Origin of the sequence: Mucilaginibacter pankratovii (assembly GCF_014773265.1) — a bacterium.
GTDB lineage: Bacteria > Bacteroidota > Bacteroidia > Sphingobacteriales > Sphingobacteriaceae > Mucilaginibacter > Mucilaginibacter pankratovii.
This window is the reverse complement of the sequence record NZ_JACWMY010000006.1, coordinates 244,792-257,523: the sequence shown is the minus strand read 5'-3', so window position 1 is coordinate 257,523 and position 12,732 is coordinate 244,792. Positions and strand designations below refer to the sequence as shown.

The window sequence follows — 12,732 nt, the reverse complement described above, 5'->3', positions numbered from 1 at the left end:
AAATTAAAACCCTTGTATCTCGGGCTGGCGATAGCGCCAAACTTTTTGCAATAGCTTTATTTCGTACGGGTAATGGTACAGGTCGGTTTTATAGCGTAAACCGGCTATCAGTTTTATCGCCTTGCGCTTTAACCAGTTGAGGCGGATATCGGTTACCGTTGGGTACACACCGTTCAACACAGTTTCAAAATTCCTTATCTTATCAATCATCTCCGGCGTAAGCCATGGCGTAAGCGGATTTTTGCGCAGGTCGAAACTTTCCCAGGCCGGGCTTATCCAGTCTTCCAGTGTTTCGGGGAAGCGGAAACCGCTTGATAAAACCTGTTTATACAGCTCCGAACCTTCGGTAGGTACGGGACTGTAGGTGTATATCACTATCTCGGTTTTGGGGTTTACGGCTTTTACTTTTTTGATGAAATCTATCTCAAAATCTATCTGTGCCTGCACCTGCTGCTGGGTGGGCGCGGGGGTGCCTAACACAAAAGAATACTCAGGGATAATATCGAATTTCTTCAAGCGCTCGGCAAACTCAATGATCTGGTCGCCGGTTTGGGTGCCGCCTTTATCCATTTGTTCCAGTATGGCGTTGTTACCGCTTTCTGCCCCAAAAAAGATGATCTTACAGCCCGATTCGCGAATGGCCTGCAAGGATGAATCTTTAAACTTATGCATGGTATCGATGCGTGCCATGCCCCACCACGTCATGTTCTCCGGTTTGATAAGCCGGGCAAATTCCACGGCGCGCTTTTCTGATACGAAGAAGTTGTTATCATGAAATTCGATGGCATCCGCCCCCCATTTGTCCTTAATGTATTTAACATCATTATAAACTGTTTGGGCCGATTTTGCCTTCCACCTGGCCTCGTAAATAGGCACTACCGCGCAAAATGAACAGGTAAATGGGCAGCCGATGCTGGAGTGGTAGGCCAGTGTTTTCTCGCCCAAATAGGTTTTCCCTAAAAACTTTGGGATAGGGTAAAAATCAGCCAGTTTATCGTAAGGTAATGCGGGCAACGAGTCCTGGTCTATCAGGTCTTCCTTGGCTGTTTTAAAGATGCGGCCATCGGTGGCTTTATAGATCAGGTTTTTAATGAATTCGAAAGGCTGGCCGTTCTCCAGCGCATCTATCAATTGCGGAAAGGCGTGGTCGCCGGGGCCATTGATTATAAAATCTACATAGCCGGAATACAGCACCGCATTGGGCTGATTGGAGGGGAAGTAACCACCCCAGATCATTTTTGTATGCGGGTATTTGGCCTTAACCGATTTGGCAATGGTAATGGCCTGCTTTAACTGCGGCCCGGGCATCACTGTAAAACCAAGGTATTTTATGGTACCGCCGCGCATGTAGCTGTCTATTTTCGCCAGGGGATCGGCCTCGCAATTACCATCTACTATCACCCAGCCATATTTCCCTTCAACCGAGGCTGCAATGTTTAAAATGGAGTTGGGGATCCGGTATTTGTTTATCGAGCTTTTGGGGTTAAATAATAATATCCTGTCCATTAGGGGTTGCCCGGCTTTTACTTACTGCTATCAAAAATCTCCCGGTGATGAGGTTTTACCCTCACCACGTTTAAACCGGGAGATGCCCATATCACAAAAAACTTTTAATCTGTCGGCACTTATCATCCCGCACATTATAAATACGCCGTGCCCGGCCTGCCCGTTGCCTCGGCACATAAATAAAACAGCGCTGGCAACCATTGCAGGCAAATAACCGTAATTATTATTAACCAGGTTTTAACACTCATCAACCGTGATAGCAACGCTTAAAAATTATGTTAAACAGCACCTTTTCCCTTCGGCCATAAAGGAAAAAGATTCGGTTGAGGCGTATGATATCTGGTCGAAAAATTACGATGAGCAGCCGGATAACCTGATGCTTGACCTGGATGAGGCCGTGTTTACCAAGCTATTGGCCAACCTCCCCATCCAAAATAAAAAAGTAGCTGATATTGGCTGCGGAACCGGCAGGCACTGGCAAAAAATACTGAACCTTCGCCCGGCAAAGCTTACGGGTTTTGATGTATCATCGGGCATGCTGCGCCGGCTGGAGCAAAAGTTTCCTGAGGCCCAAACTTACCAGATCACCGATAACCTGTTTAAGGATATCCCCCCGAAAAGTTACGATACCATTGTTTCTACACTTACCGTGGCGCATATCAAAAACATTGAGGAAGCGCTGAAGGCCTGGTGCCGCATCATCAAAAATACCGGCGATATTGTAATAACCGATTTTCACCCCAGTACGCTGGCCTACGGCGGCAAGCGCACTTTTAAGCACGATAATGCTTACATAGCCGTGCAAAATTTTGTGCACCTCACCAGCACCATCAAAGAGATCCTGCTTCAGCACAACTTCCGGCTGATAGCGCAGGAGGAAATGAAGATAGATGAATCGGTAAAGCATTACTACGAAAAGCAGAAGGCCCTGCACGTGTACGAAAGCTATAAAGATTTCCCCATCATTTACGGGATGCATTTTGGGAGGAGAAATGATACTAAATAATGTGCAACTTATTAATGGTGCAACCGTAAGCATCCGCATCAGCGAAGGCAAAATTGCCGCGCTATCTCCCCTGCCTTTGGTAGAAAAAGGGCATCCGGAAGTAATGTTTTCGCAAGCCCGCGCCTTCCCCGGGTTGATCAACTCGCACGATCATCTCGATTTTAACCTCTTTCCCCAATTAGGCAACCTTACCTATAAAAGCTATACCGAATGGGGGGAGCATATCCATAAAACCTATACGGATGAAATTGCCGCGGGGCTTAAGATCCCACTTGCGCTGCGCGAGCAATGGGGGATTTATAAGAACCTGCTTTGCGGCGTTACTACGGTGGTAAACCATGGCGAGCAGCGCGGGCCGGATAACGCCTTGATCAGCATTGTAGAAAACAAGCAGGACCTGCATTCGGTAGCCTTTGAAAAGCAATGGAAAAAGCGGCTGAATAACCCCTTAAAAATAAGGCAGCCGGTTGTGATGCACATAGGCGAGGGCACCAACGCCGCCGCGCACACCGAAATTGATGAACTTATCCGCTGGAATTTCTTGCGTCGCAAACTTATTGGCATCCACGGGGTAGCGCTTAGCCCCGCGCAGGCGAGGTATTTTAAAGCGCTGGTATGGTGCCCGCAGTCGAACTATTTTTTACTGAATGCAACCGCGCCGGTTAACCGCTTAAAAAAGTTCACCCGTATTTTATTCGGTACGGATTCAACCCTTACCAGCGACTGGAACATTTGGGAGCATATTACCATGGCCCGCGAAACGCAGATGCTGAGCGATGAGGAGTTATTCCGTTCTCTTACCAGCGATGCGGCTAATGTTTGGAAACTAAACTGCGGCAGCATCAGTGAAGGCCTGGATGCCGACCTGCTGCTTGTTAAAGATACCGGCAGCAAAGGCCTGGATGCCTTTTTTAATACCAGGCCCGAGGATATTTTGATGGTGATAAGCAAAGGAAACATCCGGCTTTTCGATGAAAGCCTATACCACCAGTTGGGCGATATTCCATTACACCCATTCGGTAAAGTGTATAGCGGGAGGAGTGTTAAATATGTGCAGGGGGATATACATGGGCTGATGAGCCAAATACGGCAGTACAAAGCCGACATTCAATTTCCTGTTTACATACCCTCCAAACCCGCCGCCTGACCATGAGCGTATTAGAAAAAATAATAACCAAAACCAGCCGAAAGGCACGCTACATCCAGGGCGATATCTCACATTTTATCGGAGCGGATAAAAGTTATTACGAAGGTGCCCGCGGCAGTCGCATATTGGCCTATCATGGTATTTGCCAAAATGAGCCCACCAAATTCAACACTCTTTTTGTTACCCGGCAAACTTTTGAGGATCATCTTAGTTATTACAAGAGATACTTCAATTTAGTTTCTATGGACGACTATTACATGCAGCGTTTTTCTGAAACAAAATTTAATATCTGCCTCACTTTCGACGACGGATTTGCAAATAATTACGCCTACGCGCTGCCTCTGCTGCATAAATACCAAATACCCGCAACATTTTTTGTAACCGCCGCCAATGCCGCCGGCTACGATATTTTATGGAACGATATGCTGAGCATTGCCGGCAAATACGGCCCTGCGGCTTTAACGTTTAAAGATCAAACTTATCATAAAAATAACAATCGCCATTACGTAGACGCGGAAGGCATAAGCCTGAATATAAAATTACGGCAATGCGGCTTTTGCGAAAAAGCGGAGCTGATGCGCCTGCTTGATAAACTTTGCCCCTTCCGCAAGAATGGACAACACCAAGACTACTGGCTGCAGATGACGGCAGAACAGATCAAGCAAATGGCGGCATCTCCCTATGTAACCATTGGCTCGCATGGCTATTACCATAACGATTTGGCGGGAATAACCGCTGCCGAAGCCGCGAAAGAGTTGGCACAAAGCAAACAATACCTGGAAAGTGTAACAGGTAAGGCGGTTAACAGTATCGCCTTCCCCTATGGCAGTTATAACCAGGCTGTTGTTAACGCGGCTAAAGCCTGCGGGTATACACAATTGTTGGCCACCGATTATAACAGCCCCGGCGACGGCGCAGAGCCTGCGATGCGGGAACGCCTCACCATCAACCCTTTTATATCAACCCCAAACCAAATGCATGCAAACGTTAGAGGCACATACTGAGGGTAAAACCATAGCAGGCGGGTACCGGGTAGAACGGTTTAACGTAGATAAACTAAATGACCTGGTTTATCTGCACATGGCTGTTTACGACAAGCTGCTGGCCCGCGATTTCTTGTTGAAAAAATACAATACCGCATTTACCGTAGTAACCTACGTGGGCTATCTGGCTTACGACCAAACCGATCTGCCGGTTGCTTTTTATGGAGTACTGCCCTGCTTTGTTGAACATGGCGGGCGTTTAACGCTGGCCGCGCAGTCTGCCGATACGATGACACACCCCGCGCATCGCAATAAGGGGCTGTTTGTCGCACTGGCTGAGCTAACTTACAACTTGTGCCGTGCGGAGGGCATCCGGCTGGTGTTCGGTTTTCCGAATCAAAACTCGCTGCCAGGTTTTATTAATAAGCTTGGCTGGGAGACTGTGGGGTGCCTGGAGCGCTTTACCATCCCCGTAAAAGCCATTCCTTTAGAAAAAATCGCTAAGAAGTTTACCGCGGCAAAACCGGTTTACGACGCGTATTTGAACCTGGTCATACAAACCGAAAAACAGCCGTCGGGCATCTGCAATTCGGTACTGGGCGAGGGTTATGGCGGAGTGTACCGCGACGACGAATTTTTAACCTATAAAGGTTATACATACACCCACACGGTGCAAATTGGGCAGGCCAGGGTATGGTTCAAAATAAAAAACGGACTGATAGTTGGCGATATAACCGGGCTTACCGATAATATGGATGAGGTAATGGCCAAGCTGCGAAAACTTACTCATCGGTTGGGCCTGCAGCAACTGCAATTCCAGGTATGTGCAAAAAGCCGGCTATACACGCTATTGAAAAAATATGCTGAGCCGGCGCCTTCCTTTACCATTGCTATCAAGGATCTGGGCTCGGGCATCCCTGCGGATAAACTGGCTTTTACTTTTGCCGATATTGATATTTTTTAACATGCCCTCTTGATGAGATTTGTTTTTGCAAGCTACGTTTATAGCCCTAACTTTCATGAGCCCGAGGCGTGGCTAAAACGCATAAACGCTTACGCCGGCATACAGGAAGCCCTTAGCCGCACCAACGAGGTAATAAGCATAGAGCAAATAAATTATAGGGGCCGGCATCTTAGCGGCGGGGTTGATTACCGTTTTAAACAATATTGGGCGGTCGCCTTACGGTTTTACCCCCGAAAGTTAAACCGGTTTATTAAAAGCCTGCAGCCCGATGTAGTTGTTATCCAAAGCCTTAATTTCCCTTTACAGGTAATGTTGCTACGCCTTATATTGGGCAGGCGGGTAAAAATTATAGTACAGAACCATGCCGAGCGGCCCGCAACCGGGCTAAAAAAACAACTCCAGCGCTTAGCCGATAACTATATAGATGCTTATGTATTTGCCTCCTACGCCATGGGGGTAGAATGGGTAGCCGCAGGCAACCTGGCATCAGCAGCCAAGATCCACGAGGCGATGGAGGTATCCTCGGTATTTTACCTGGTAAACGCGGAGGTGGCTAAACAGCATACGGGCGTTACAGGCAACCCTGTGTTTTTGTGGATAGGTCGCTTGAATGAAAATAAAGATCCGTTGAATGTGGTGAAGGCGTTTTTGCGGTTTACCCAACAGGAGCCAAACGCCAGGCTTTACATGATCTATCATACCGATGAGTTATTGCCGGCCATCCGGGCGATGCTCGATGCCAATTCCCACCTTGGGCATAACATAGTATTGGTTGGCAAAGTGCCGCATCACGATCTTTTATACTGGTTCAACAGTGCCGACTTTATTATTTCGGGTTCGCATTATGAGGGGAGCGGTGCCGCCATTTGCGAGGCCATGTCCTGCGCATGCGTGCCGGTTGTCACCGATATCCTTTCTTTCCGGATGATCACCAATAATGGTGTTTGTGGCATCCTTTATCCGCCCGGCGATGAGAACGCCTTACTGGAAGCTCTTTATAAAACCAGGCAAATAGATCTTTGGGATAAAAGGAAACGCTCACTGGAATATTTTAAAACGAACCTCTCCTTTGAGGCCATTGCCCGGCAAATAGAGCGGATAGCTCAGTCCCTGTAATTAAATAAGGCCATCATCGCTTTCGCGGAGTTATTGACAGAATAGGGTAACAACGACTGGTACTCCCGCGCGGAATTGTTTAATAATTCCCGTACAATCCCATGCATTTCTTCGGATGTTTTAGCGATATGCCAGTTTGGTATATCGGCATCCATTGCTTTGATGAAGCTAACCACCCCGGCGCCTGCATCAAGCGCTTCCAGGCAAACGGTACTAAAACCTTCGTATTCGGATGGATGCACAAATACCTTTGCATGCTGCATCAGATCCAATACCTGCTGATGCGGCAGCTCCCCTTTTAGTATTAAATTATCGTTCAGTTCATGCTCTGCTGCCAAAGCACGAAGGCGTTCCATTTCGGGGCCGGCCCCGCAGAGGACAGCGCGGATATTTGGATGCTCTTTTTTTAATTCGTTTACCAATTCTACAAACAAATGGTAGCGCTTTAAAGGAATGAGCGAGCCTGCCGCCAGCAGATCTATATCCCTCGTGTCGCCAGTCCCCTTAAAAGGCTGCGGGGAAACACCCACCGGGATCACATGTCCCGGCGTTATCCCATAATTTTGATGATACCGGTCTGCAATAAAATCCGAGATCGCAATGAGTTCGGTGTTTCGTGGTTTTATCCAGCGGGGATATTTGTTTCCTGCTTTTGCATCCTGGCCAAGCAGCCAGCTGTAGTGTTTCAGCTTGTTTAGTTTCGCAAAAAGGCTACCCACAAAAGCTACTTCGCCCAGCCAAAAACTGAGGATGCCAAGGCAATTATGCCGCTCCCTTATCGCCCGCAAACATTGCCACGCTTTAAACCAGATCAGCATCCTGCGCGCGCCACCCTTCCCCTGCCCGCCAAAGGCAATCACCTTTATACCATGCCACACATATTCCTTTTCTTCGAAGGGGTATTGAAAACTCAGGACGATAATTTGAAGCTTTGGATAATTCTCTTTTAGTGCCCTTACAAAAACCTGCTGCGGGGGAATGCAGGTGGTATCCGTTTCATCCGCAGGGAACCCAGGCGTGAGGATGATCAGTGTATCAGGCATAGGCCCCCTCTAAAGAAATTACTTTATTACAAAAGCCGAGGCTTGCCTTATTATGTGTTATCAGGATGATCATTTTACCCTCTTTGGCCAGCTGGTTTAGCTTCGCGAGGATCTCCTGCTCCCCCTTACTGTCCATTTCGCTAAAAGGTTCATCCAATATCAGCAGGTCAAAATCATGGTATAGTGCTCTTGCCAGCATCAGCCGCTGCCTTTGCCCCCCGCTGATGTTCTTGCCGTTCTCGGTTATCATATGATCTATCCCTTCCGGGTATTTTGCCAATAACTCATCCAAGCCACAAAATTCCACAGCATAATCAAGCTTGGCCTGGTCGGCAGTGCTATCGTTTAGTGTAATGTTTCTCTGGATAGAATCGTGAATAAAAAAGGGTTGCTGTTTTACCAGGGAAATATTTTTGCGGTAGGCCTGCAGGCTTTCGCTATCAGCAATACTGTTATTTATACTGATGGAGCCCTTATCGTACTTTAAAAACCCGAGCAGTAAATTGATGATAGTGGTTTTGCCTTTACCCGAGTTTGCAGAGATACCCATCATATCGCCCGATGCTATTTCAAAGCTCAGGTCGTCCAGCACCAATCGGTCCTGGTAAGTAAAACTGATCCTTTCAAATTTAACTTGCCGGATAGTCTTAGCCTTTTCGCATGGTTCAGCGCGTTTTATTTCGTTACCGGCAACCAGGTCCTCCAGGATAAAGGCATAGGTTTTCATTTGCCCGGTACTGTTCATTATTTTAACAATGCCCGGTATTACTTTATAAGCCGCGGCCATAAAAATGCCAATAGTTAAAATACCGATGCCCGGCGCGTTGGTAATATACTTATTAATGGCCACCAGTATTAAAAAGCCCAGTACCGCAAAAACCTCCATTAAACGCCCGGGCAGGCTTTGCCAGGTTTGCTGGGCGGCAATGGTATTATTCAGTTGCTGCTGGTAGCTTAAATACCGGCTGCTGAAGAAATCATCCTTATCATACATATTGCTTTCTACATAGCCGGATAACGATTCGTTCAGATGCTGGATAGTTTTAGCACTGGCAGTTTTGGTTTGATACCGCAGTATTGCCTGCCGTTTGCGGGTATAACGGCCCAATAACCCAACCGGTGGCAGTAGCAGCAACAACATGATCAAAAATAGCGAAGGATGATAAAACAGGATGGCAGCAACGGTAAAAGTGATCAGCAACGTTTGCGATACCAGCTGCTGAAAATTAGTTAGCAGGTAATGACTAAACTCGATAGGCTGATTGCTGATACGGCGTGTTTGTACCGATGAATTGGTATGTACAAATTGCAGGTACCCCCCGCGCAAATAATTACGGATATTCCGTGCGGACAAGCGCGACGCTACCCGGTAAAAAAAATGATGCTGCGCCCTTTGCCCAAAAAAACCCAAAGCATTTTTGCAGGCAAAAAGCAATAAAAACAAGCCGATCAATTTAAGGGAGTTATTATCGCCCAGCCAAACGGGTAAAAAAGCAAGCCTGTTTGCACCGGATACCTGCGTATAAAAATTGATGATCACCAGCAGCAGCGCCAGGAAAGCGATATCCAGCAGGGCTATCAGCACATCAAAAACGATAAGCTTAAACAGCTTACTTTTCTCCTGCTGGATGAGGATGAGGAAAATGCTTTTTAAAATTTGTTTCAATGGCGCGGGGTATCTAAACCAATTACGCTTGGTTACCAATGATGGTTGCCTGCCCGGTACTAAACAAAAAATCCCCCTTTGCAGGAGGATCTTAATTTTAATACCAATGGCGCTTATTTTGTAATGAGGTTATACAGCTCATCCAGTTTCGGCGTTAGCACAATTTCTATACGGCGGTTTTTGGAGAGCGATTCCGGAGTATTTCCGGCATCTATCGGCTGAAACTCGCCTTTGCCTGTCGCGGTAAGCCTTTTAGGGTCTATCATTTCTACCTCGGTTAAATAACTGGTTACCGATGTTGAACGCAGTACGCTCAAATCCCAGTTATCTTTTATCTGGCCAAGGTTCTTTACCTTCTTATTATCGGTGTGGCCTTCTACCGCTATGTTAATATCGGCTTCTTTATTTAAAACGGCCGCAAGCGATTTCAGGGCTTGTTTACCCTTATCGTCAATAACGATACTGCCCGACGGGAACAGCAGCTTATCCGTCAGCGATACATACACCTTGCCATTGCGGATATCTACGCTCAGGCCGCTTTGCTGGAAGCCCAGCAGGGCCTTCTGCAGTTTATCCTTCAGCGCGTTGGTGGCTTCATCGCGTTTGCGTAAAATTTCTTCCACCTCTTTCAGGCGGGCCTCGCGTTTTTGCAGGTCGGACGATAGCTCGCTTACTTTTGTGGAAGTAGCACTGTAGTTCTTATCTAAACTATTGTATTTTTTATCAAGTTCGCTGTAGCTGCCGTTCAGTTTGGCTATCTGGCTATGCAGGCGGGCGGTATCGGTCATCAGCCGTGTTCTTTCATCTTCGAGGCTTACGGCACGGGTAGAGAGCGAATCGCGTTCGGCTAACAGCGCTTTATACTTTTTGGGTGATAATACCACGCAGGAATGCAGTGCCATCATCAGTGTTGCGGCTAATAAGAGGTGTTTAATTTTCATGATATTATTTAATTTAGGTTAACCGATGGCATTCTTCAGAAAAACATTCAGCGGGTAGATCTTACTGCATAGCCCTGCTATATCCTCTGCCGCTGTAGCGCTTTGCACTTCCTTATCGGTAAGCGGGTGAAACACTACAAAGCTTTTCAGCTTTAGCAATTCGATATTCTCGTTATCGGCATTGTAATCGCGCGGAACGGTTTTCAGCTGCTCCTGCTTCCTGAACTCGCCAAACAGCTTTACAAAACCGGGCTCGTCTATTATTTTCTTCAAATCGGCAGCGTTATAATCAATTTCCTGGCGAATAGCTTTTAGGTGCTCAGCTTCGGGCATCCAGTAACCACCGGCGATAAAACATTTGCCGGGCTGGATTTGTAAATAGTACTCTACGCCGCCCAGTTTTAAGCCATGCGATGGGATACTAACGCCAAAATTGTTTTTATAGGGTGTTTTGTTTTTGCTGAAGCGGATGTCGCGGTAAATGCGCATCACACTCTTTTTGGGGTCGAGATCCGCACTAACACCCGGGTCTATCTGGTGTACTTTGCTGATGAGACTGGTAGTAAGTTCGATGAGATTTTCGCGCGCCTTGTCGTACCGTTCTTTATTTGCCTGGAACCACTCGCGGTTATTATTATCTACAAGCTCCTTTAGAAAATCGAGCGTTTGTGCCTGGATCATGCCTTAAAATTAATAATTACTAAACAACGGTGCAGCTGTAGTAAAGTTTAATTTAAGTTGAGCTTCTCGCTGCGCATATCAAGGGCAACATTTTTACGGCGGTATTTTTTATACCAGATGAAACCGCAGGCGGCTACCGCTAAATACGGGGCGGCCAATAAATATAAAATACCGCTGTTTAGCCCCTTGGTTGCGTGGTTACCACTTTTTGAGTTAGACTCTACCGTAGCAGTACACATGGCGCATTGCGCTTTGGCGGGCACTACACTCAAAACCATTAAACCGAATGCTATAGCGAAGAATAAATAAGTAACCCTTTTCATGCTTTTCAAAAAATTAAAAGTGGTAGTAAGGTTTGATCATCAAATATACAACAACTCCGGATACTGTAACGAATAACCATATAGGAAACGCCCATCTTACCAGTTTCTTATGTTTCTCTACCTGCATTTGCAAGCCATAGTTAAAACTGAGCAGTATGAGAGGCAGCACACCCGCTGCTAAAACAATATGCGGAACAAGTATAGACAGGTACAATTTACGCAACCCGCCTACAGCTGTACTTTCATCTAAAGATAATACACCATCTCCGTTGGCATCGCCATAGAACGTATCGGTACGCATCAGGTAATGAAACAAGATGTAAGACACCAGGAAGAGCGACGACAGGCAAAAGGTTAAAATATTAAGCCTTTTATGCATCGTAATATTCCCCTGCTTAATAAAATACAAGGACACCAACAGCAGGATGCTGCAGGTACCGTTAAGCACGGCATTCAGCATAGGTAAATACGGTGTAAACGATGGGGCAACCGCCGGGCCGGGTATAAGGTGGCGATTAAGGATAATTACAACGGCTATTACAAAAACGGTAACGCCTGCAACAAAACGGAATATGAATTTATCTGTCATTTTTAATAAGAGTCAGGAATCAAGACTTCAAGAGCCAAGACTCCAATTATACTATTCGCAAGTCATCTTGATTTCTTGCTTCTATTTCTAATAGAGCGCTTTATCAACCTTACGCAGCTCTTCAGATATCAGTACTTTTATTTCATCCTTCAGCTTCATCACATCAGCGCGCGATGTACCGGAGTAATATCCACGAATGCGTTTCTCCGCATCTACCAGTATCAGCTTATCATCTAAAACAAAACTGCCGTCGCCGGTTTTAAGGGCGTTTACCAACAGGCCATCGTGGGCCAGGTTGTATATGGTTGTGGTATCCCCTGTTAAAAACAGCCACTTATCGCTCGGTTTAAATTTGGCGGCGTATTGCTTCAAAACGGGCTGCGTATCATGCTCGGGGTCCACCGTGATGGAGACAAAATGCACCATCTTGTTTTTGCGGTAGTTGATGTCGAGGCTATCTACAAAACTGTTAACCGTATTGCAAACCTCCGGGCAGCGGGTATAAAAAAAAGCCGCTACAAATACCTTTTTGTCAAAGTTTTTAAACGATACCGGTTTGCCGTTCTGGTCGGTTAGTTTAAAATCATCCAGCTTATGGTAAATGGTATCGGGGATATCCTTACCATGCACACGATGGCTGGTTTTGGCTACCGTTTTACTGCCGTAAAATGGCAGTAGCGTATACCTGTTTTTACCCTTTACGGTTAGCAAATAATATAAAAATCCCGGTAATGCTAATATCATTACCAGGATCACGATTTTTTTTA

General features: G+C 46.4%; 13 protein-coding genes. 5 read left to right on the top strand and 8 right to left on the bottom strand.

What is annotated here, in order from left to right:
* Positions 1–3 precede the first annotated feature (3 nt).
* Positions 4–1,506 carry a B12-binding domain-containing radical SAM protein gene (locus tag IDJ77_RS13790; protein ID WP_191189544.1) on the bottom strand — a complete coding sequence of 501 codons (1,503 nt, stop codon included), beginning with the start codon at positions 1,504–1,506 and terminating at the stop codon, positions 4–6.
* Between the two features lie 253 nt (positions 1,507–1,759).
* On the opposite strand from IDJ77_RS13790, the gene IDJ77_RS13785 reads away from it, so the two are divergent.
* Genes IDJ77_RS13785 through IDJ77_RS13765 form a run of 5 tightly spaced genes read left to right on the top strand, consistent with a single transcriptional unit; the run spans position 1,760 to position 6,722 of the window.
* The gene (locus IDJ77_RS13785) at positions 1,760–2,512 is read left to right on the top strand and encodes a class I SAM-dependent methyltransferase (RefSeq protein WP_191189543.1); all 753 of its coding nucleotides are present in this window, start codon (positions 1,760–1,762) and stop codon (positions 2,510–2,512) included.
* Positions 2,499–3,659 (top strand): amidohydrolase family protein, encoded by a 1,161-nt coding sequence (locus tag IDJ77_RS13780; RefSeq protein ID WP_191189542.1) that lies wholly within the window; start codon positions 2,499–2,501, stop codon positions 3,657–3,659. The genes IDJ77_RS13785 and IDJ77_RS13780 overlap by 14 nt, the downstream gene beginning before the upstream one ends.
* A 2-nt stretch (positions 3,660–3,661) precedes the next feature.
* Positions 3,662–4,663: a polysaccharide deacetylase family protein gene (locus IDJ77_RS13775; RefSeq protein ID WP_191189541.1), complete on the top strand. Its 1,002-nt coding sequence runs from the start codon at positions 3,662–3,664 to the stop codon at positions 4,661–4,663.
* Positions 4,638–5,606: a GNAT family N-acetyltransferase gene (locus tag IDJ77_RS13770; RefSeq protein ID WP_191189540.1), complete on the top strand. Its 969-nt coding sequence runs from the start codon at positions 4,638–4,640 to the stop codon at positions 5,604–5,606. Before IDJ77_RS13775 ends, IDJ77_RS13770 begins: the two co-directional genes overlap by 26 nt.
* 12 nt (positions 5,607–5,618) lie before the next feature.
* Complete coding sequence (locus IDJ77_RS13765; RefSeq protein WP_191189539.1) at positions 5,619–6,722, top strand: glycosyltransferase family 4 protein; 1,104 nt, start codon at positions 5,619–5,621, stop codon at positions 6,720–6,722.
* Here IDJ77_RS13765 and IDJ77_RS13760 read toward each other — a convergent pair.
* The 7 genes from IDJ77_RS13760 to IDJ77_RS13730 all read right to left on the bottom strand — a co-directional run bounded on the left by IDJ77_RS13760 (position 6,710) and on the right by IDJ77_RS13730 (position 12,709).
* Positions 6,710–7,765: a glycosyltransferase family 4 protein gene (locus tag IDJ77_RS13760; RefSeq protein WP_191189538.1), complete on the bottom strand. Its 1,056-nt coding sequence runs from the start codon at positions 7,763–7,765 to the stop codon at positions 6,710–6,712. The genes IDJ77_RS13765 and IDJ77_RS13760 overlap by 13 nt on opposite strands.
* Positions 7,758–9,431 carry an ATP-binding cassette domain-containing protein gene (locus tag IDJ77_RS13755; protein WP_191189537.1) on the bottom strand — a complete coding sequence of 558 codons (1,674 nt, stop codon included), beginning with the start codon at positions 9,429–9,431 and terminating at the stop codon, positions 7,758–7,760. Before IDJ77_RS13755 ends, IDJ77_RS13760 begins: the two co-directional genes overlap by 8 nt.
* Positions 9,432–9,544: 113 nt before the next feature.
* Complete coding sequence (locus IDJ77_RS13750) at positions 9,545–10,372, bottom strand: OmpA/MotB family protein (RefSeq protein WP_191189536.1); 828 nt, start codon at positions 10,370–10,372, stop codon at positions 9,545–9,547.
* A gap of 18 nt (positions 10,373–10,390) precedes the next feature.
* Positions 10,391–11,053: a DUF2461 domain-containing protein gene (locus IDJ77_RS13745; RefSeq protein WP_191189535.1), complete on the bottom strand. Its 663-nt coding sequence runs from the start codon at positions 11,051–11,053 to the stop codon at positions 10,391–10,393.
* 47 nt (positions 11,054–11,100) lie between these two features.
* A complete protein-coding gene (locus IDJ77_RS13740; RefSeq protein WP_191189534.1) occupies positions 11,101–11,376 on the bottom strand; it encodes a hypothetical protein in 276 nt (91 codons plus the stop codon).
* A gap of 13 nt (positions 11,377–11,389) precedes the next feature.
* Entirely contained in the window at positions 11,390–11,965 is a 576-nt protein-coding gene (locus IDJ77_RS13735; protein WP_191189533.1) for a DUF420 domain-containing protein, read from the bottom strand.
* Positions 11,966–12,052: 87 nt separating this feature from the next.
* Positions 12,053–12,709, bottom strand: coding sequence for an SCO family protein (locus IDJ77_RS13730; protein ID WP_224751093.1), 657 nt, complete (start codon positions 12,707–12,709; stop codon positions 12,053–12,055).
* Between the last annotated feature and the right edge of the window lie 23 nt (positions 12,710–12,732).

Bases quoted from the DNA above. Each gene is read 5' to 3' on its own strand.
- IDJ77_RS13790 (WP_191189544.1), bottom strand. From the start codon at position 1,506: ATGGACAGGATATTATTATTTAACCCCAAAAGCTCGATAAACAAATAC.
- IDJ77_RS13780 (WP_191189542.1), top strand. From the start codon at position 2,499: ATGATACTAAATAATGTGCAACTTATTAATGGTGCAACCGTAAGCATC.
- IDJ77_RS13730 (WP_224751093.1), bottom strand. From the start codon at position 12,709: ATGATATTAGCATTACCGGGATTTTTATATTATTTGCTAACCGTAAAG.
- IDJ77_RS13750 (WP_191189536.1), bottom strand. From the start codon at position 10,372: ATGAAAATTAAACACCTCTTATTAGCCGCAACACTGATGATGGCACTG.
- IDJ77_RS13745 (WP_191189535.1), bottom strand. From the start codon at position 11,053: ATGATCCAGGCACAAACGCTCGATTTTCTAAAGGAGCTTGTAGATAAT.
- IDJ77_RS13775 (WP_191189541.1), top strand. From the start codon at position 3,662: ATGAGCGTATTAGAAAAAATAATAACCAAAACCAGCCGAAAGGCACGC.
- IDJ77_RS13760 (WP_191189538.1), bottom strand. From the start codon at position 7,765: ATGCCTGATACACTGATCATCCTCACGCCTGGGTTCCCTGCGGATGAA.
- IDJ77_RS13765 (WP_191189539.1), top strand. From the start codon at position 5,619: ATGAGATTTGTTTTTGCAAGCTACGTTTATAGCCCTAACTTTCATGAG.
- IDJ77_RS13770 (WP_191189540.1), top strand. From the start codon at position 4,638: ATGCAAACGTTAGAGGCACATACTGAGGGTAAAACCATAGCAGGCGGG.
- IDJ77_RS13740 (WP_191189534.1), bottom strand. From the start codon at position 11,376: ATGAAAAGGGTTACTTATTTATTCTTCGCTATAGCATTCGGTTTAATG.
- IDJ77_RS13735 (WP_191189533.1), bottom strand. From the start codon at position 11,965: ATGACAGATAAATTCATATTCCGTTTTGTTGCAGGCGTTACCGTTTTT.